This is a genomic window from Amphritea balenae, assembly GCF_003858655.1.
In the GTDB taxonomy this organism is placed as follows: domain Bacteria; phylum Pseudomonadota; class Gammaproteobacteria; order Pseudomonadales; family Balneatricaceae; genus Amphritea; species Amphritea balenae.
On sequence record NZ_RQXV01000004.1, the window covers coordinates 265,699 to 283,631 of the forward strand.

Here is a 17,933-nt window from a genome sequence, read left to right on the forward strand (position 1 = left end):
TTTTGTTATGCGATTGATATTAGCTTTATTGCTTCCATGGGTGCAGTTTTTTACTATCGGCCGGCCTGTAGCGGGCATTATCTGTCTGATTCTTCAGATCACTCTGATCGGTTGGTTACCTGCGACGATCTGGTCAGTATATGCGCTGAGCCAGTATAAAACGGATCAGAAAATTGAAGCCGCGCTGGGCGAGAAAGATAGCTAATTATCTTTAATTCAACGGCTACTGTTCTGATTTAGCCAGGTCCGGTACTTCTTTCTGATTCGTTATTAGTGAAGTACCGGGCCATTCTTCAACCACCATCCCCTTCCTCTGATTTCTTAAGAAACAGTTATCCGTCTATGCGAATTTAAACCTGCTACTTATCAGAGCGGCATAGTGCCGTCACGGTGGTTGCGGGCTAACGGGTTTAACCAGCTATACCTTTTCCTGCCATTCCATATCACCGATATGAACATTCAGCCATTCAAAGCCAATTCTGCGAGCCACTGCGGCTGCGCCATCCAGACTTTTAAACTCTCTCTCTTTTCGAGATCGCTGTAGATCAAGCGTCATTACTTCATTCTGTTTAGTCATGAATTTGAGACGCCAGCCACGGGCCATCGACACTGGTGCAGCCTGACAAGAATCAAACACACCTGCCTTAAATAAAAGCTTAATTTCACGTTCTTGCATGGCTAATACCTTTTATTGAAGGTTCTTTATTATCATATGATAAGTATAAACTATTTTTTGATAAATCAAAACTTATTACGCTTGTTTGGTGTTGTGTAAGTTGTTGATTAGTAATGACTTTTTTGAAAGAGAATAGAGCATGGATTAGGTTAGATGAAATCATTCTTAAGTTGTTGTTTTATAAGGATAAATTTGTTATTTGTTTGTGATTATATTTTTTAATGACGATGAGCGGAAATTATTAAAAGAACTATCAATAATGATATTTTGATGAATCAGTAATTATCTTTTGAGTAGTTAATTGTTGAATAGGAGTGGTTGTCGTAAATATTTATAATTTTGAATTAGAAAAAGGCCATCTGAGTGAATAAGAGGAAAGAAGGAAGAGGAGGGAGTAGGGTAAGCAAAAAAAATGCCCCCGGTTGGGAGCATTCGTTGCTTGAGGGTTATTCAGGTATCGAGGCGATCTTGTATCATCGCTTCGACGGTTTCTAATTTGCTTTTCATTTTGTCTATGCTGTTGTCGCTTTCATCCGTTACAGGTGAGATCTTGATCATATCCAGCACTTCTACCAGAAATCTCGCCTCATTCATCTGCTTCAGCTGATCGCTACTCCAAGCCTTCGTATTATGAGCCATTGCTATTCTCGCTTCACATGTCATAGGTTTTTTTATCGATCTGGTGGAATAGTTCTTATCCCATTGCTTACTTAACATATGGTTGAGATTTGCGATTTTTGCAAGATAGGTAATTCCCCATTCCGGGAGCTGGTTATTTATCAATCAACGTAGTTCTTGAGTTATATCAATATTCTCTAATGTGATAGACGGTAGTATCTGTTCCAAAGTTAGACACACATAAAAGGGTGATTGATATGGATCCGTATCTGTTAGAAACGTTGCTGCCAAGCCTTGTCGGTGTTGCAGGAATGACTGTTGCTATGATCTGGGGATTTTTTAAAATTCGTAAGCTGATGAGCGAAGATGCTAAGAAGTAATCGCTGATCAGATATAAAAGAGGCCGCTATTTGCGGCCTTTTTAATGTCTGGCATTAGGAATGGCATTATTGATCGGCACTACGGACGCAGTTTCGGCCATCTTCTTTGGCTTTATAAACCCCGGTATCGGCTGCTTTAATCAGGTCATCGGGTCCGGTCATTTGCTCAGTTCGACAGGCAACTCCCACGCTTATACTGCCTTGCCAAAACCCGTTACTTCCTACAGGAACCTGCATTGCAGCTACTCTCTGTCGCACCTTTTCCGCACAGAGTAAGGCCGCTTCGATATCAATAGCCGGACAGATTATAAGAAACTCATCGCCACCCAGTCGGGCAGTAATATTATCGGTACCTGCGGATTGTTTTAATGCATCAGAGAGCTGTCTAAGTACTTCATCTCCTGCGTCATGGCCGTAGGTGTCATTTATCTGTTTAAAACCGTCAGCATCGATCATCATGCAACTCAGTGATAGCTGCTCTGTTGTGCTCTGCTGCCATAGCGTGTCTAGAATCTGCATAGCATGCCGTCGATTCGGCAACCTGGTAAGTACATCGGTCAGGGCTATCACTTCCAGCTTTCGATTGGCTTCAGCCAGATCCAGAGTACGCTGTTCTACCCGGTGTTCCAGAGTCTGGTTCAGGTCGGAAAGTGCCCGGTTGCGATCAGAGACTTGTTGGAATAACCCATTGAGAGCCTTTAGCAATGGTCCGGTAGAGGATTCCTGGTGTTTCTGCTCTTCGTCAAACGCGGTGGCGGGAGACATTCCCTCTTTAATAGCGGCAATCTGACGAGACATTGACTGATCGGTTCCCAGAATGTGATAAGCCAGCCAGTGAGTCAGAAATTTCATCACCGTTTCGGCTTGAAATATGTCACCTGGAATAATGGATTTTCTGTTCGCTTGTATCTCATGTATAAATGACTGATGAGCCTTTTTATGAAGAATCAGATGCCGCTGATCGATAGCTGAAGCCTCCATAAAGGCTTCCTCTTCAGAAAAATGGTAGTGGGTATAATCTGAAAGCTCTCTGAACACATCTTCGATCTGTTCAGGAGTAACATTTTGTTCCCCGGCTACCAGATCCCCAAAGCGATTGATAACGTTGACCAGATGGTGATGTTGATCATCTACGTCAGATATTCCGGTCAAAAAACTCTGATCCCACTGAAAAGAATCCATGCTGCATCACCTAACGCTAAATTATGAGAAAGTGTAAAAGATCAGACTACTCCAGTTATCTTGTTCTTAGTAGCTTATCTGGCGGGTTACATGATACGGGTCAGTTCGCATGCTACCCACTTTGTTGAACGTTCGATTGTGGCTAAAGAAACCGTCGGGATTGAATAGGTGTTTTTTAAAACAATCGGATCACGCTCGGTTTCTCTCTGGTATAAAGGCTTGGTTCTGATCCTGGATGAAACAGGCAGTGCTATGCTTAACAGGTCAGGGGAGGGTTTGCTTTCCTGGCAGTTTAGCAGGTCTATGATATGCGGATGCGTCACACTATCCTTTTCAATCTGCTCTGTTTGCTGGTTTTCTCAGGAATAAGTTTGTTGTTAGGGAGTGCAACGCTTGCAAAGGGCAGTGAATCAACTCAGCCCACCTCTGGTTCTGTTCCTCAGGTTTGGACACTGACTATAGCGGGCGGTATTGGCCCGGCCAGCAGTGATCTTGTTATCCGCACTATTGACAGAGCTGCGGCGGCTACAGCAGAAATTCTGGTTATACAGCTTGATACGCCCGGCGGGTTGGATAAGTCGATGCGCGCCATGATTCAGCATATTCTGTCCGCACCAATACCTGTTGTAACTTATGTTTCCCCGCAAGGTGCCAGAGCTGCCAGTGCAGGTACCTATATTCTCTATGCCAGTCACGTAGCCGCAATGGCGCCGGCAACCAATCTGGGGGCGGCAAGCCCGGTGCAATTGGGTGCTCCAGGTATGATCAACCCTGCTCAGCCACAGACAGAAGAGGAAAAAAAACAACGGCAACAGTTGTTGGATCAGGCAACCACAATGCAGCGAAAAATCATGAATGATGCGGTGGCCTATATTCGCGGTCTTGCAGATGTACATGGACGTAATGCCGACTGGGCGGAGCAGGCGGTTCGCGAAGCGGTCAGTATTGATTCGGGGAAAGCGTTGGAGCTTAAGGTTATAGATATCGTTGCCAGCGACCTGAATGATCTGTTGCAACAACTGGATGGCAGGGTGGTGAGAGTAGCAAACCATGATTACCAGATAAGCACCGTTAACAATCTTATAGTACCGATATTGCCTGACTGGCGTGCCCGGTTCCTGTTGGTAATCACCAATCCGAATATTGCTTATATCCTGCTGATGATCGGGTTTTATGGCCTGTTGCTCGAATTTTATAATCCAGGCTTTGGCTTACCCGGGGTGGTTGGTGCGATCTGCATGCTCACCGGGCTCTATGCTTTGCAACTTTTGCCTATCAGTTATACCGGGTTGGGATTGATTCTGTTGGGTGTAGCGCTGATGGCGATAGAAGCGCTAACCCCTAGTATTGGGGTGCTTGGCTTTGGTGGTGCTGTGGCTTTTGTTATTGGATCGATCATGCTGATGGATACCGATCTACCTGGCTATCAGATCGCAACCCCGGTTATCGCATTGTTTACATTTGTTACCGCTGGGTTGTCTGTGTTTGTGCTAGGGATGGCACTTAAAGCTCGCCGTAGTGCGGTGGTGAGTGGTGTTACCACTATGTTGGGTGAAACGGCCATTGTACTGGATGATTTTAGTGCTGAAGGGCGGGTCACTATTAATGGCGAGACCTGGAATGCCTGGTCTGAAGAGCCATTGAAGAAAAATGATAGCGTCAATGTTGTTGCAATAGAAGGTTTGATACTCAGGGTTGAAAAACAACAACCGGACTAAGTTGTAATGTCTAAGGAGAACATGATGATTCACTATTATATTATGCTGGCATCCATCGTTCTGGTCATTCTGCTGATCGTCAGTATTTTCCGTATCCTGCGTGAGTATGAGCGGGGTGTTATTTTTATGCTGGGTCGGTTTTACCGGGTTAAAGGTCCGGGTCTGATCATTGTTATCCCGCTCATTCAGCAGATGGTTCGGGTAGATATACGTACTGTTGTGATGGATGTGCCCACTCAGGATGTAATCTCCAGAGATAACGTATCTGTCATGGTGAATGCGGTAGTTTATTACCGGGTTATTGATTCTCAAAAGGCGATTATCAACGTCGAAAACTTCCATGATGCGACCAGTCAGTTGGCGCAGACAACCTTGCGTTCTGTGCTGGGACAGTACGAACTGGATGATATGCTCTCTTCCAGAGATACCCTGAATCAGGCTATACAGGCGATTCTGGATCAGCAAACAGACATCTGGGGGATTAAAGTCAGTAATGTGGAGATTAAACATGTCGACCTGAATGAATCGATGATTCGGGCGATTGCAAAGCAAGCGGAATCTGAGAGAGAGCGGCGCGCCAAGGTTATCCATGCCCTGGGTGAACAGGAAGCGGCAGAAAAGCTCAGTGAAGCGGCAAAAATTCTTTCGTCGCAACCTCAGGCACTGCAGTTACGTTATCTGCAAACGCTGACAGAAATTGCCGGAGAACACAGTAATACGATCGTTTTCCCACTACCGGTTGATCTGATGAAAACCTTTGGTAATAGTTAATCGGAGTTAGACAGACTCAGACTGTTGTAGTTGAGGCTTTGTAGCTGAGCGAATTGTGCAGGACAACAACCGGTCGCGGAGCTTAAATAACGACCGGTTATTATTGTGTAATTAAATAGTAGCCTTCACTCCACAAACGCAGCAAAACGCTGATCCAGAGGCGTGTCAGCCAGATGGTTGATGTAATTGCTCATTATCTTCTGTGACAGACCCAGGATTATTTCTAACAGATGGTTCTGGCGGTAACCCGCTTTGTAGAAATCGCTTACGTCAGCTTCATTGACCAGGCCGCGGTTGCGCACAATATTTAAGGTTAAGTCGTGTAGCGCTTGTAGTTTTGCGGAAGGCATCGGTTTATTGTGGCGCAGTGCATCGGTTAGCGAATCATCTACCTGCATCATTTTCGCAATCGCGGCATGGGCCGGAACACAATAATGGCAGTTATGTTCCACATTAATGGTTTGCCAGACTACCGTCAGTTCATCCTTATCAAAAGAGCTTTCAGTAAACCACTTATGTAGGTTCTGATATGCCTCCAGTACTACGGGGGACTCTGCCATCACGCCATGCAAACTGGGGATTGAACCAAAATTCTTTATTGAGTTTTCCAGTAAAGGTTTGCTGCCTTCCGGCGCTGTTTCCAGAGTATGTACCTTTAAATCATTCATCATTGGTTCCTCATTTTGGGTGATATGGTTGAGCGCTTGTTCAATAATTTTAGACTATTTGATTTTGAGCGGTTGTTCAATATAAAATTGAACATCTGCTCAAAGAAGGTGAATCCAATGGCGAATGTTGCAAAATATGATAGAGACGAAGTTGTTCGCAAGGCGATGTTACTGTTTTGGGAGAAAGGTTTTAATGGCACTTCTACCCGGGATTTGCAGCAGGATATTGATATGCGGCCGGGAAGTATCTATGCAGCCTTTGGCAGCAAAGAGGGGTTGTTCAGTGAAGCGTTGGAGTATTATTCCAGGGAGATGAAGCAGATACTGGATCTGCGCTCTACCGAGCTACAATCACCACTGGCAGGTTTAGAAGCTTTTATGCGTAATGTGGTTGTTGATCGGCGCGATACCAATCCCAGTGAGTTCTGCATGTTGGTAAAAACGCTCTCAGAGCTTAATGAGGATCAGCCTGAGTTAATGCAACAGACACGTAAACTGTTAAAGCGTACCGAAGACAGATTCACCGACATTCTGGAACGTGCGCAGAAGCAGGATGAAATTTCCGCTTCAGCTAACCCTCGTATGCTGGCTCAGCAGCTTCAGGTGCAAATGATTGGATTACGCGCTTTTATGAAGGCAAATCGCAATCCAAATACTGTTAGTGAACTGATTGACAGTATTTTTAGTAGTATCAGGATTCACTGAGATCGTTACCCAAGTTGGGTAATGAGCTGTTTTCTGTCACAGGCAATCTCTCTGCCGTCAGCGTATATTCGTAGCATAACCGGATGAAGGAACATCGCTATGAATACCAAACCAGTTCACCAAAATCCTAACAACAGGATGTCAGGTTCGCTTGTTTTCTTTTTTGCGATCTTAATTATGCCGTTTTTACTGATAGCCGGGTGTAGTAAAGAACAGCCCGAAGAGCAGCAGGCGCTACATATTGATGCGTTGAATCAGTCCAGCATTGTTCAATTGATAGTGACTGATTATCAGCAGTTGAGTAATCAGATGTTGGAGCGCTATCAGAGCTACAAACGGATCAACGATATAGACGGATTTATTCTTTATCGTAATAGCCAGTGGACGCCTGCTTATATGGAAAAGAAGGAGCAGTATCAGCGTTTGCTACATCAGCAAAAAGCCTATATCTACCGGCATCAGCTAGATGGGTTATTTGATCGTTTTATGAATCTTCAGAAATTAGCATTGCACCTTAAACATAGCCTGCAAGACAGTGACCCTGAATTGGAGCGACAGGCAATGAAGCGCTTTGATGAAGATAAACAGGCGGTAGCGCTTTACCTATAAACAGTAGGTGCGCTGTCGCATTAAAGAGGATTATAGTTCCTGTTCTGTTGAGATCAGATTGACCGCTGAACTTGCCGTTAGTTTACTAAAGAATACTTCTGCTGGAAGGGGCTTAGAAAACAGATAGCCCTGGAAACAGTGGCATCCAAGTTCCATTAGTGCGCTCCTTTCATTCAGGGTTTCAACCCCTTCGGCAATAATCATCAGATCGAGTCGGTCTGCCGTTGCGATGATAACCTCAACAATGGCTGCCTGATCAGATGAAGAACGTAATCCGGTCACAAATGAACGGTCAATTTTAAGAACATCCAGGGGTAGGTGGCGCAGGTATTTGAGTGATGAATAGCCGGTACCAAAGTCATCGATAGCAAATGAGATACCGCGACGTTTGAGAATTTTCATTTTGTTGCTGGCTATTTCGAAGTTATTGAGCAGCATGTTCTCAGTAATTTCCAGCTCGATCATCTGACCTGGTAGCTTTACTTCATTCAGTAGTTTCAGAAAATCTTCGACAAAATTTACCTGCATAAACTGAACCGGACTAATATTGATAGCCAGCTTTTTGAATGTCTTAGGCAGGCCCCGTTGCTTCCAGCTTGCCAGTTGCTCTAGTGCTTGTTTTAGTACCCAGTTACCTATCTCTACAATCTGGCCGCTGTCTTCTGCAATATTGATGAAAGAGCCGGGTAGAATGATCCCTTTCTGTGGGTGTTTCCAGCGAATAAGGGCTTCAGCAGCAAAGATAGTATCGTCACTGCATAGCTGAGGCTGAAACCAGAGTTCAAACTCATTATTATCAAGCGCCTGGTGTAAGCCTTTTTCGATCTCTAGCCTTTCCTGTGCGGAAGATTGCATCTCTGGATCGAAGAACTGGAAGTCATTCCGGCCTAATGCTTTTACCCGATAGAGTGCGGTGTCCGCATGACGCAGGATATCCAGCGCGCTGTTGTTTTTTTCGGGGAAGGTGGCGATGCCAATACTGGTATTACAATAGAGCTGGTGGGTCTCTATATCGAAGGGTGTGGTCAGTGCATCGAGTATCTGTTTTGCGATAGTCGCAGCGGTTTCGGCGCAGGTTTCGGAAATATCACCTGCTTCAGGAATCAGTATCACAAACTCATCCCCACCAAAGCGGGCGCAAGTGCATTTTTCAGGCAGGAGGCTAATGAGCAGATTAGCCACCTTGCATAGAATAGCATCGCCTACGCTGTGACCCAGTGAGTCGTTAATGGTTTTGAAACGATCCAGATCAAGATAGAGCACTGCCCCGAATTTATGGCTATCCAGATGCAGTTTCAATGAAGAGTTGAGGCGGTCAATAAATAATCGACGGTTTGCCAGTCCTGTCAGGGTGTCAAAAAATGCCAGTTCGTAGATCTGTTTTTCTGCTTCTTTGCGAATTGATATATCCCGGGCAAGGATCAGAATATAGTCCTGCTCTTGTAATCGTAGCTTTATCCCTCTTGCTTCTATAGGGAATTCTTCCCCCTGACTGTTTATCTGTATATCTTCAAAGGTTGTCGGCTGTGTATCATCGATACTGGCAAATAGTGCTTTTAACTCTTTACCCGTGTAGTTCTTGCTGAAACTAAAAAAGGTTTGTCCTGCCAGTTGCTTTTGTTTGATACAGAGGGTTGTCGCTGCCTGACGATTTGCTTGTACTATGCTGGTATCGGTCAGGCACAGGAACATTGCATCGACGGCATTTTCCATCAGTTCCCGAGAGAAATTCTCGCTCTTAGATAACTCATTAATGGTGATATTTAACTTATCGGTCATCTCTTTGCGTTCATGCCAAAGCTTGTCAAAATTGCTAACAAGATCACCAATTTCATCTTCTTCCTGGTAAGGAATAGGGGGGGCTGTATCTGATCTGCGTAGCTGATTGACCCAGCTTGATATGTTCAGAATAGGTTTAGACAAGTAGCGGTATACAAATAGCAGGAACAGGCAAGCCAGTATAATATCGTGAATCAATCCTATTCCCAGGCTTGTCGCAGCCCGGCGGGTAAAGTTGTCGGCGATAAAAGTTGAATCCAGATAGATCAGCAACTGAGCTGAACCACCTTTAGAGTTTGCAATGTTAAGCGGTGTCTGAATATGGCTATTTATGCGGAAGAAATACTCGCCAATAGTGGCCAGGGTGTTTTTCTCAGCGGGCTCTCTGGTACTTATGCTCAGTATATCACCGAAATCATCTATCAGACCGGCCCGGTAAATGATGGGGTTGTTTAGCAAAGCATGGGTAACGATCTCAGCTTGTTTAGCGTCAAGATGGTAAACCGCACTGGCCGCACTTTCTTTGTGCAGATCGATAGTGCGTTCAACTTCGGCTTGTAGATTGTGTTGTTCTTGCTGCAGATCAAAATAGGTCTGCCAACTGGTTGAGATCAGGCCCATCAGCAACGAGATCAGTAAAATATAGCGGGCTTGCTTAACCGCAATTCTGTGTCGAAGTTTTACCACCATCAGTTGCGCCCCTGCTTGCCTAAGCTATTCAGGTTATCTTCCCCATTAATCGCACGGTTGATCAGGGTGCTGATTTTGTTATTGAGGGAGTGATGCACGTTATAAATACTTATCGTAAATTGCATCAAACTCGCCTGATGCCTTAATACGCTGGAGGCCGGTATTGAACTGTTTTAAAAGCTCTGGATTACCCGGATACTCTTTGCTCAGGCAGAGATAAAACTCGGCCCTTTGCTTATCTGCAAACCGCTTCGTTTTTAATTTTTCCTTCAGACCCAATTGTTGAGCCCGGTATAATGCGGTTAATTCACCGATATAAAAAACATCAATATCCCGGAACAGAACAGCGCGAATGCCGCTGTCCATATCCGGGGTAGTTACATGCTTGATAGCTTTGGTTTCTAGCTCTTTTTGAATTGCCCAACCCTCTATTGCTGTTACTTTGTAGTGTTTCAGATCAGTCAGGTTATTTAGTTTACGGGTATCGGTATTGGTGGCCATTAACGCCACTTGATTGGCCTCGCTCACCCGGTCGCTGAATAAGATATAGGCCATGCGAGCAGGGCGTTTTGCGCAGCTGGTATAGCCTGCAATGTAACCGTGTTCGAGGTTTTTACGGATTCTTTTCCAGGGGGCTGTGCTGAATTTTACATCGACACCTACACTGTTGAATGCAGCAATAACAACATCAACATCAATACCCGAAATTTCAGCCTGATCGTTAACAATAGTGTATGGCGGATAATCGATCGCAAATAGTTCGACAGGCTCATCTGCGGCAATAACCGCGCGCGTAAGCATTGTTATAACGACAAGAGCTAAGATTTTCTGAATAGAGATATGCACTTTAGATCCCTCATTTTGTTAATTCGCAGCCTTGCTTTGCTGTTCTGGCTATTGGGAAAAAACAGTAAACGCATGTATGAGACTATTGTTTCGCTTTGAGGGGATAATGCAACTCAGGGATGGTTGTTTTGTGACCAAAATGAGGGGCGTATATTCTTTATAACAATAGCGGCCATGATGTCTGTTTAGGGCTCGTCATTCCGTTGCCTGGCTTTCGCATATTAAGTCGATTTACTGTCCACTGAGAAAGTAGTGGACTTGTTCGCAGGTTCCCGGGTGTTGAATGCTATAATCGGGACCGTTTTTTGTGTTCTAGCTGCTATTGAGTGTATCTGAGTTGAAAATTAGTCTGCGTCTACAACAGATCGATCAGATGATTACTGATCGGTATAACAATATTTTTGATTGTTGCTGTGATCATGGTCTGCTTGGGCAGACGCTGCTGCACCGTAAGGCCGGGGATACGATCCATTTTGTCGATGTGGTTGAGTCTATTATGACGCAGCTGCGGCAACAGCTTGAACAGCAGTTCTCTGAACTTACTGAGACTCGTTGGCAGATTCATTGTCAGGATGTCGCAACACTGAAACTGCCTGATACAGGTAAAAGCCTGATTATTATTGCCGGTGTCGGTGGTGATCTATTGATCGATCTGGTGTCAGAAATAACCGATCGTTATCCTGGGCTCCCTTTGGAATTTATTCTTTGTCCGGTTTATCACAATTATAAAGTACGCACTGCTTTAATAGGCTGGGGCTTTAATCTATTGAACGAGCAACTGGTCAGGGATAATAATCAGTTCTACGAGATACTTCATGTGAGTAAAAACCTGGCAAATCCGAAGGCTTCAGTTCTGTCTGCGGTGGGTAGCCAGATGTGGGATCTTTCACGACCAGACCATCGACAGTATTTAGAACGCACCATTCAGCACTATCAGCGTATGGCACAGCGTCAGCAGTCGGAAGTGATGGAGATAGTAAGCCAATACAAAACGCTAAAAAGCGATAAGCTTGCTGAGTTATAAATCTGGTTAGGGAACCTGTGAACAAGTCCTAAACGCCTCAGGCTTTCAGAGCGATTCGAATTCGAGGCAACGGTTACAGACATGCTGGTTGCCTGTCGAAAACCGTTAACAAGGAAATCGGATCGCTCTGAAAGCCCCGAAGGGTGGGTATTAAATCGACTTCCTGCTTTGTCAGTCTGCTTGGAAAGGACTCGCCATTCCGCTTCGCAGCCTTTCGCGCATTAAGTCGATTTATTACCCACTGAGAAAGCTTGAGACTTATTCACAGGTTCCTTAGCGGAATGGACAAGAGGGGAAACCGTCGTATCCTGCCAAAAGAAAGCTGCTAAACTAAAATCTTGAAATAAATCAAAACAGTACCTGTTAAAAACGCTTCGCTAAGGGTATTTATTACTCAGAACAGGTTAGGTACAGCAAGGAAGGATGATATGTCTGTTTTTGAAATTGCGATAGTAGTGATTGTCGTATTTGCGCTGGCGATGGTGTTTGCTGGTGTGAAAATGGTACCCCAGGGTTATAGCTGGACGGTTGAACGGTTTGGTCGTTTTACCGGAACACTGCAGCCGGGACTGCATCTGATTATTCCGATTATCGATAAGATTGGTTCCAAGAAAAACATGATGGAGCAGGTCCTGGACGTACCGCCTCAGGAGGTTATCAGTTCAGATAACGCCATGGTTACTACTGACGCAGTATGCTTTTTTCAGGTATTGGATGCAGCTAAAGCCAGCTATGAAGTAAATGACCTGCCCCGGGCGATGCAGAATCTGGTGATGACCAATATTCGAGCCGTACTGGGTTCGATGGAGCTGGATGAGATGCTTTCCAGCCGGGATGCAATTAATACTAAGCTGTTGGGTAAAGTGGATGAGGCGACCGATCCCTGGGGAATCAAGATAACCCGGATCGAAATTCGTGATATCTCTCCGCCAGATGACCTGGTGGCATCGATGGCAAACCAGATGAAAGCAGAGCGTGATAAACGTGCTGCTATTCTGGTGGCTGAAGGGCAGCGGGAAGCCGCTATTCAGGTTGCCGAAGGTGAAAAACAGGCGGAGATTTTGCGGGCTGAAGGTAGTAAGCAAGCTACTATTCTTGAGGCGGAAGCCCGAGAGCGGGAAGCACTGGCAGAAGCCCGGGCGACTAAGGTTGTTTCGGAAGCGATCAATGAAGGGGATCCAAAGGCAATTAATTATTTTGTAGCGCAGAAATATACTGAAGCGCTGCAAAGTATCGGTGCCGGTGACAACAGCAAAGTGGTGCTTATGCCACTGGAAGCCAGCAGTATTATTGGTTCGGTTGGTGGTATTGCCGAGTTGCTTAAAGAAACGAAATCTTAAGGGTTACTCTGATGGCTGAATGGTTTTCTGAATTAACCCAGTGGCACTGGCTTACTCTGGGGGTCGTGCTACTGATTTTAGAAATTATAGGGGCGTCTGGTTTTCTGATCGGCCTGGCGGTTGCCAGTTTTGTCCTGGCAGGCATTGCCGCACTGGAACTGATCGTAAGTTGGCAGTATCAACTCCTTTGTTTTGCTGCCCTGGGCATGATTTTTACAGTGCTCTACTGGCGGATATTTCGTCGCTTTAATACCCAATCAGATGAGCCATTGATGAATGATCGCGCAGCGCAGCTTATCGGTCGACGGTTACGCTTAGACAGTACACTGGAAAATGGTCAGGGGCGGGTTCAGATCGGCGATACTTTCTGGAAAGTTGAAGCCGATGATGAACTAGCAACGGGTACCCGTATAGAAATTTATGACTGTGAGGGAATGACCCTGAAAGTCAGACCCTTTAGCAACCATAGTTAAAGGTATGATCTGTAAGCAGGGTTAAAAAAATATGATTTAAAAGGGACGATTAACGTCCCTTTTTATCGCTGATAAACCTCAGCCAGCCATTTAGCATTTCGGCAAAGTCATCCAGACCACAGCTGGAACTGGATTCCTGATCGTAGAGATCCATATCTTCCTCTGGTTCATCCTCACCATAGTCAGAATCCAGAGCATGGGCGCGCACGGTCGCATTCTCTCTGCTGAGCAGAAGGTTGTATTCGGCACCTTCCAGTTCATACTCAAAACGCTGGTGGCTTTGCAGTTGCGCTATTGCGCTGAAAATATCCTGAATAGATGACTGACGAGTACCCAGTTCATGGGTCACCCAGTATCCCAGAGCTTCATGGCCCATAGAAAATTCTGCACAAACATCGCCGTAAATATCGCGGGTAAAATCGTAGTCCAAGGCTGCTATCCATAAATCCAGGTAAGAGAATCGGAAAGCGGCGCAGCATAGCATATTCATAAGCTGGAAGCTGTGTAGGATGTCAGGCCGGGTAACCTTTGTTACCTGACCTGTTACAGCGATCTAATTATCGTTATGAATCCGTGTTGCATTCTTTCTGGCCCAGTCCAGGTTCTTTTTCTTATGGCAGCTTAGGCAGGCACGGTCCAGTGTGATAAATACTTTGCCATCGTCATCAGTTTCAACGTATTTACCGTCTTCGGTGAACATTTCCCATTCCGGATCGCGGGTGATGCGGAAAATATGGGTTCTGATATCACCTTCCATGACGGCACCGCCATCGAATTTATGTTGCACAGCCATTGCGGACTTTGCCGCCCTTGGCATATGGCAGGTAATACATTCAAATGCTGATTTTTTAGCTAGTTTTACCTCTTTGTCTTTGTGGCAGGTTAAACAGGTTGCCTTTGCCCCCTTAAAACCGCCGTTATCATTGAACACGCTTTTATGTGGATCGTGGCAGGCGACACATTTTAACGCCCGGTGTGGCGATGCCAGCAGATCTTCGTACTGTTCGTGGTGTTTAATGAGGCCGTCTTTGGCATCGATCCGATTGACGTCTCCGCGCACATGGCAATCTTCACATCGCTCGGATATAGACAGTTTGACTGTTTTTGGTTCTGTCACATGTTTTGCGCCGGGTCCGTGGCATGCTTCGCAGGTAACACCGGGAGCGGCCCAGGTACCATGAATCCCAGGAAGATTGTCCTGATGAGGCCCCGCCTGGCCGGTTGGCTCCCAGCCGGTAGTGTGACAGCCACCACAAGTATAAGGCTTACGTGGCGCTTTACCGGCATCGTAACCGCTCCACTTTGCTTCTGTCTCCAGTGCATCGTTGGCCAGGTTGTACTGCCGGTTAGCTTTGCCCGTCAGGATATAACCCTCATTATCCATAAAACGGGCTTTCCATTGGAAGCCGCCGATAACGTAGGAAATATCATCCCAGCTCTTATCTGCAGGCGGATGAGGAACCCCCGGTGAAGTATTGGCCGGATAAATCGGGGGGGAGCCTTCCAGTCGTTGTATCTTGTAGGGGTGTCCGGTTTTCCGGTATTGCTTATAGATATTCAGGTGACACTTTTTGCAGCTTTCATCGCCAGCATAGTGACCTTCAATGACCTGCGCGTTGGCAGGGCTAAAGGTTAACGTTATCAGCATTAGCGCTGCCAACGGCCCTGCTATGTTTAAGTCGCCTGTCTTAAGCAGGGCTAACCTCAGAGGTTGAAAAACAGAATTAAAGAGATCGGCCATAGTTCAGTTCCCCTGTTTTCAATTGGGTATTAGGAAAACTATAGCAGCGGTATTTAATAATCTGTGGCGCAGAAAACAGATCGATAAACTCTATATTGTTACTGTTGATATGGGTCAGTTTAATGGCTTGTAACGTGCTACATGCAGGAGTAAGTTAGTTTACATGTTATTTATTTGCTGACTCAGGGACAGGATCAGGAGTCGGTGTTTTCTATATGGAAGAATCATGGATTTGTTTCTGTTTCCGCTATTGATGATTATCGCGGTTATTATGTGCGCGTTGTTGCTTAAAAATGACTTGAAAGCGCAGGATGACAATCAGATGGCGGATGACTAACGCTAGTTTGGCGGGCATCAATATGGAAAGCGCAGCAGTCGCTTACGCCCCTATAGCTTACTAATTCTTTGAGCTAACCCTTAGAGCTTTCCCTTAGAGCTTAGCCTTTGAATGAAATCGGCCACCAGAGGATACATAGATTCCGTTACGCGGTGAGGTGCGTCTGCTATAAGGTTCAGCTCAACCTGCGTACCCAGCTTTAGTAAAGCATCGTAGCTTTGCTGAGCATGAACTGGATCGCTGATTTCATCAAGCTCTCCGTGAATCAGGCAGACCGGGGTTTTAGTCAGAGTCGGGTTAACCGGTAATTCAGCGAATCGTCCGGCCATAGCGACAATGCCTGCAACCCGGTCCTTTGTCTGTTTAAACCACTCCAGCGACATAATCGTTCCCTGAGAAAAGCCTGCCAGAACCACTTTATCCAGGGGCACGTCCGCGATTTCGGCCTGTTCACGGATCAATTGATCGAATGGTGCCATCACGGCCATTACCCGACTCAGGCGATCGGTTTCAGTCACTCCCTCGATACCAAACCAGTGAAACCCTTTAGGGTTAAGCGGGGATTCTGAAAAACCGATTGGAATTGATATTTCAAGATCCGGACATTGCTGATGCAGGTATGTTGCCAGCTTATGTAGTGATTTGGGGTTGGAGCCAACCCCATGAAACATAATCACCAGCGCAGCAGGTTTGTCGCAGCGGGCCTTAAAGTGAAAGGATGACATTGAACAGCCTCATAAATCGTCTCGGTGAAGAGCAGTAATATCAGTGAATTAATCATCAGTGGCGCTATTCTGGTATGACTGAGAATAATATTCAAATCTATGCAGCTAATTCCCGACGGCTTTAATCATTGTTTATAAGTCGTTGCTTTTAAGTCGTTGCTTTTAAGTTGTTGCTATATTTTGTTGCCAGTATCGCTGTCCCAGCACCCAGACCGTGAGTATGACGACCAGTATAAGTGCGTAGGCCATCGAGCTTCCCAGGCTGTAAGCGAATAGGGCACAGGCGGCCAGCCCTGCAGCGACTGCCGGACGATAGCGTTTAGGTAATAACCGCCATGCAGCTAACATCGCTGCACCGTATATCAGCACAAAAGCACCGTTTACCCAGCGTACAATAGCCGGGAAATCCTGATCAAGCAGATAGCATACAACCAGAATCAGTGCCGAGAGTAGCAGGAATGCAAGTAAAGCAGCGGCAGGCACCTTATGTTTATTCAAAGGTTTCAGACCAGCTGGTAAAGCACCATCATGACTAAAGCTCCATGCCAGTCTGGCCAGGCTGGCAAAATAGACATTGACCGTAGCAATACCACTGACCAGCCCTAAAATGCCGATCACCCAGCGGCCACTATCACCCAGCAATAGTTCAAAGGCCCCGACCATCGCCAGTGGATCATAGGGAGCCAGCAGGGACAGGTAAGTGCAACCGATAAAGATCAGGCCCACTAGGGTGACGCCGCCCAGTGTTGCCGGAATAAAGTCCCGTTTTACATCTTTGAACTCTGATGCCAGATGAGTCACCGCTTCAATGCCAAGAAAACTCCAGACTGCCAGACCGATAGCGGCGAGTATGTCATGATTATTGCCACTTTTTATCGATACGGTTGCCGCTTCAATCGCTGCTCCCTGAGGAGCGACAGAAGGTGAAAATAACAGAGCCCCCAGCATTAACAGCACCACTGCCAGAATAGCTAGTGTCAGCCCCAGCTGAGCCTTGCCCGATAGCTGTAGTCCGCGGCGGTTGGCAAAGAACAGAATAGCGATAACCAGTAGTTCACCGGTTAACGCTTGTTGGGACGTTAATGTGACCAAGGGTTTTAAGAATTCAAATGTCATAATCAGCGCTGCCGGAGCGCCCAGCGGTACAACAAACAGAAACATCAGGCCGATAACCCTGCCAGCCACTTTACCGTACGCTTGTTCAACGAAATAAGCGGGGCCGGCTGCATGGGCATAGCGACGGCCCAACTCAGCGAATACCAGAGTGAGGGGTAAGATAGCCAGCAGTAATAAAGCCCAGGCCAACGGCGCTTTGTCACCGGCAATAGCGATAGTCAGTTGCGGTAAAATGAACACACCGGTGCCCAATAAGGTGGTGGCGATCAGCCCCATGCCTTGCCAGCGGGTTATCGTTTGATTTAGCCTGTCCATTCTCAACCTCATAACGGTCTTGGTAATCGATAGCAGCGTTAAATCTCTTCTTAAAGTGCTCATTTACAACATGTAAATTCCGCTTTTTCGAATAGATTTGCCTTGCTCTCAATCACCAATCTGAGTTATTCACATTGTGCGCGTTTTCAGAGATAGTGTACTGCTGATGAAGCCGCCAGTGCGTCGTAATAATATTTCAAACTGACGGATTTTAAACGTC

General features: G+C 46.0%; 20 protein-coding genes. 9 read left to right on the top strand and 11 right to left on the bottom strand.

Features of this window, described 5'->3' with window-relative positions; all coding sequences use genetic code 11:
* Nucleotides 1–7 precede the first annotated feature (7 nt).
* Nucleotides 8–205, top strand: coding sequence for a YqaE/Pmp3 family membrane protein (locus EHS89_RS09430; protein ID WP_124925890.1), 198 nt, complete (start codon nt 8–10; stop codon nt 203–205).
* Nucleotides 206–418: 213 nt separating this feature from the next.
* Here the strand turns inward: EHS89_RS09430 and EHS89_RS09435 are convergent, their stop codons facing one another.
* On the bottom strand, nt 419–676 hold the full coding sequence (locus EHS89_RS09435) for a hypothetical protein (protein ID WP_124925891.1): 258 nt from the start codon (nt 674–676) through the stop codon (nt 419–421).
* A gap of 450 nt (nt 677–1,126) precedes the next feature.
* Nucleotides 1,127–1,315 (bottom strand): hypothetical protein, encoded by a 189-nt coding sequence (locus EHS89_RS09440; RefSeq protein ID WP_124925892.1) that lies wholly within the window; start codon nt 1,313–1,315, stop codon nt 1,127–1,129.
* 236 nt (nt 1,316–1,551) lie between these two features.
* Here EHS89_RS09440 and EHS89_RS21480 point away from each other — a divergent pair, with 236 nt between their 5' ends.
* Entirely contained in the window at nt 1,552–1,674 is a 123-nt protein-coding gene (locus EHS89_RS21480; protein ID WP_268239402.1) for a hypothetical protein, read from the top strand.
* Between the two features lie 66 nt (nt 1,675–1,740).
* Here the strand turns inward: EHS89_RS21480 and EHS89_RS09445 are convergent, their stop codons facing one another.
* Entirely contained in the window at nt 1,741–2,856 is a 1,116-nt protein-coding gene (locus EHS89_RS09445) for a sensor domain-containing diguanylate cyclase (protein WP_124925893.1), read from the bottom strand.
* 308 nt (nt 2,857–3,164) lie between these two features.
* Here EHS89_RS09445 and EHS89_RS09450 point away from each other — a divergent pair, with 308 nt between their 5' ends.
* Together EHS89_RS09450 and EHS89_RS09455 are read left to right on the top strand one after the other, a co-directional pair.
* Nucleotides 3,165–4,574, top strand: coding sequence for an NfeD family protein (locus tag EHS89_RS09450; RefSeq protein ID WP_229753744.1), 1,410 nt, complete (start codon nt 3,165–3,167; stop codon nt 4,572–4,574).
* A 24-nt stretch (nt 4,575–4,598) separates the two neighbouring features.
* Nucleotides 4,599–5,345: a slipin family protein gene (locus EHS89_RS09455; protein WP_373290101.1), complete on the top strand. Its 747-nt coding sequence runs from the start codon at nt 4,599–4,601 to the stop codon at nt 5,343–5,345.
* A 125-nt stretch (nt 5,346–5,470) separates the two neighbouring features.
* On the opposite strand, the gene EHS89_RS09460 is transcribed toward EHS89_RS09455, so the two are convergent.
* Nucleotides 5,471–6,013, bottom strand: a complete 543-nt coding sequence (locus EHS89_RS09460; protein WP_124925894.1) for a carboxymuconolactone decarboxylase family protein — start codon at nt 6,011–6,013, stop codon at nt 5,471–5,473.
* 117 nt (nt 6,014–6,130) lie between these two features.
* On the opposite strand from EHS89_RS09460, the gene EHS89_RS09465 reads away from it, so the two are divergent.
* Both EHS89_RS09465 and EHS89_RS09470 read left to right on the top strand, forming a co-directional pair.
* A complete protein-coding gene (locus tag EHS89_RS09465; protein ID WP_170167463.1) occupies nt 6,131–6,718 on the top strand; it encodes a TetR/AcrR family transcriptional regulator in 588 nt (195 codons plus the stop codon).
* Between the two features lie 99 nt (nt 6,719–6,817).
* Nucleotides 6,818–7,327 (top strand): hypothetical protein, encoded by a 510-nt coding sequence (locus tag EHS89_RS09470; protein ID WP_124925896.1) that lies wholly within the window; start codon nt 6,818–6,820, stop codon nt 7,325–7,327.
* Nucleotides 7,328–7,357: 30 nt separating this feature from the next.
* Here the strand turns inward: EHS89_RS09470 and EHS89_RS09475 are convergent, their stop codons facing one another.
* Genes EHS89_RS09475 through EHS89_RS09480 form a run of 3 tightly spaced genes read right to left on the bottom strand, consistent with a single transcriptional unit; the run spans nt 7,358 to nt 10,642 of the window.
* Nucleotides 7,358–9,796, bottom strand: coding sequence for an EAL domain-containing protein (locus EHS89_RS09475; protein WP_124925897.1), 2,439 nt, complete (start codon nt 9,794–9,796; stop codon nt 7,358–7,360).
* Complete coding sequence (locus tag EHS89_RS21485) at nt 9,796–9,921, bottom strand: hypothetical protein (RefSeq protein WP_268239403.1); 126 nt, start codon at nt 9,919–9,921, stop codon at nt 9,796–9,798. Before EHS89_RS21485 ends, EHS89_RS09475 begins: the two co-directional genes overlap by 1 nt.
* Nucleotides 9,896–10,642, bottom strand: coding sequence for a transporter substrate-binding domain-containing protein (locus EHS89_RS09480; protein ID WP_124925898.1), 747 nt, complete (start codon nt 10,640–10,642; stop codon nt 9,896–9,898). Before EHS89_RS09480 ends, EHS89_RS21485 begins: the two co-directional genes overlap by 26 nt.
* Before the next feature lie 337 nt (nt 10,643–10,979).
* On the opposite strand from EHS89_RS09480, the gene EHS89_RS09485 reads away from it, so the two are divergent.
* From EHS89_RS09485 to EHS89_RS09495, 3 genes are all read left to right on the top strand, one after another.
* Complete coding sequence (locus EHS89_RS09485) at nt 10,980–11,666, top strand: tRNA (adenine(22)-N(1))-methyltransferase (protein ID WP_124925899.1); 687 nt, start codon at nt 10,980–10,982, stop codon at nt 11,664–11,666.
* Between the two features lie 428 nt (nt 11,667–12,094).
* Nucleotides 12,095–13,006: an SPFH domain-containing protein gene (locus EHS89_RS09490; protein ID WP_124925900.1), complete on the top strand. Its 912-nt coding sequence runs from the start codon at nt 12,095–12,097 to the stop codon at nt 13,004–13,006.
* A gap of 11 nt (nt 13,007–13,017) precedes the next feature.
* Nucleotides 13,018–13,479, top strand: a complete 462-nt coding sequence (locus tag EHS89_RS09495; RefSeq protein ID WP_124925901.1) for an NfeD family protein — start codon at nt 13,018–13,020, stop codon at nt 13,477–13,479.
* A gap of 49 nt (nt 13,480–13,528) precedes the next feature.
* Here the strand turns inward: EHS89_RS09495 and EHS89_RS09500 are convergent, their stop codons facing one another.
* From EHS89_RS09500 to yjeH, 4 genes are all read right to left on the bottom strand, one after another.
* Nucleotides 13,529–13,909: a YacL family protein gene (locus EHS89_RS09500; RefSeq protein WP_170167464.1), complete on the bottom strand. Its 381-nt coding sequence runs from the start codon at nt 13,907–13,909 to the stop codon at nt 13,529–13,531.
* Nucleotides 13,910–14,032: 123 nt separating this feature from the next.
* Nucleotides 14,033–15,127 (bottom strand): cytochrome c3 family protein, encoded by a 1,095-nt coding sequence (locus EHS89_RS09505; protein ID WP_170167465.1) that lies wholly within the window; start codon nt 15,125–15,127, stop codon nt 14,033–14,035.
* A gap of 510 nt (nt 15,128–15,637) precedes the next feature.
* Nucleotides 15,638–16,282, bottom strand: coding sequence for an alpha/beta hydrolase (locus EHS89_RS09510; RefSeq protein ID WP_124925904.1), 645 nt, complete (start codon nt 16,280–16,282; stop codon nt 15,638–15,640).
* A 162-nt stretch (nt 16,283–16,444) separates the two neighbouring features.
* Nucleotides 16,445–17,713, bottom strand: a complete 1,269-nt coding sequence (gene yjeH, locus EHS89_RS09515) for an L-methionine/branched-chain amino acid transporter (protein ID WP_124925905.1) — start codon at nt 17,711–17,713, stop codon at nt 16,445–16,447.
* Nucleotides 17,714–17,933: the final 220 nt, after the last annotated feature.

Excerpts from the sequence above, each read along its gene's own strand:
- EHS89_RS09490 (WP_124925900.1), top strand. The coding sequence starts at position 12,095 with ATGTCTGTTTTTGAAATTGCGATAGTAGTGATTGTCGTATTTGCGCTG.
- EHS89_RS09440 (WP_124925892.1), bottom strand. The coding sequence starts at position 1,315 with ATGGCTCATAATACGAAGGCTTGGAGTAGCGATCAGCTGAAGCAGATG.
- EHS89_RS21480 (WP_268239402.1), top strand. The coding sequence starts at position 1,552 with ATGGATCCGTATCTGTTAGAAACGTTGCTGCCAAGCCTTGTCGGTGTT.
- EHS89_RS09510 (WP_124925904.1), bottom strand. The coding sequence starts at position 16,282 with ATGTCATCCTTTCACTTTAAGGCCCGCTGCGACAAACCTGCTGCGCTG.
- EHS89_RS09460 (WP_124925894.1), bottom strand. The coding sequence starts at position 6,013 with ATGAATGATTTAAAGGTACATACTCTGGAAACAGCGCCGGAAGGCAGC.
- EHS89_RS09450 (WP_229753744.1), top strand. The coding sequence starts at position 3,165 with ATGCGGATGCGTCACACTATCCTTTTCAATCTGCTCTGTTTGCTGGTT.
- EHS89_RS09495 (WP_124925901.1), top strand. The coding sequence starts at position 13,018 with ATGGCTGAATGGTTTTCTGAATTAACCCAGTGGCACTGGCTTACTCTG.
- EHS89_RS09435 (WP_124925891.1), bottom strand. The coding sequence starts at position 676 with ATGCAAGAACGTGAAATTAAGCTTTTATTTAAGGCAGGTGTGTTTGAT.
- EHS89_RS09470 (WP_124925896.1), top strand. The coding sequence starts at position 6,818 with ATGAATACCAAACCAGTTCACCAAAATCCTAACAACAGGATGTCAGGT.
- yjeH (WP_124925905.1), bottom strand. The coding sequence starts at position 17,713 with ATGGACAGGCTAAATCAAACGATAACCCGCTGGCAAGGCATGGGGCTG.
- EHS89_RS09430 (WP_124925890.1), top strand. The coding sequence starts at position 8 with ATGCGATTGATATTAGCTTTATTGCTTCCATGGGTGCAGTTTTTTACT.
- EHS89_RS09475 (WP_124925897.1), bottom strand. The coding sequence starts at position 9,796 with ATGGTGGTAAAACTTCGACACAGAATTGCGGTTAAGCAAGCCCGCTAT.
- EHS89_RS09455 (WP_373290101.1), top strand. The coding sequence starts at position 4,599 with ATGATTCACTATTATATTATGCTGGCATCCATCGTTCTGGTCATTCTG.
- EHS89_RS21485 (WP_268239403.1), bottom strand. The coding sequence starts at position 9,921 with ATGCAATTTACGATAAGTATTTATAACGTGCATCACTCCCTCAATAAC.
- EHS89_RS09465 (WP_170167463.1), top strand. The coding sequence starts at position 6,131 with ATGGCGAATGTTGCAAAATATGATAGAGACGAAGTTGTTCGCAAGGCG.
- EHS89_RS09445 (WP_124925893.1), bottom strand. The coding sequence starts at position 2,856 with ATGGATTCTTTTCAGTGGGATCAGAGTTTTTTGACCGGAATATCTGAC.
- EHS89_RS09505 (WP_170167465.1), bottom strand. The coding sequence starts at position 15,127 with ATGCTGATAACGTTAACCTTTAGCCCTGCCAACGCGCAGGTCATTGAA.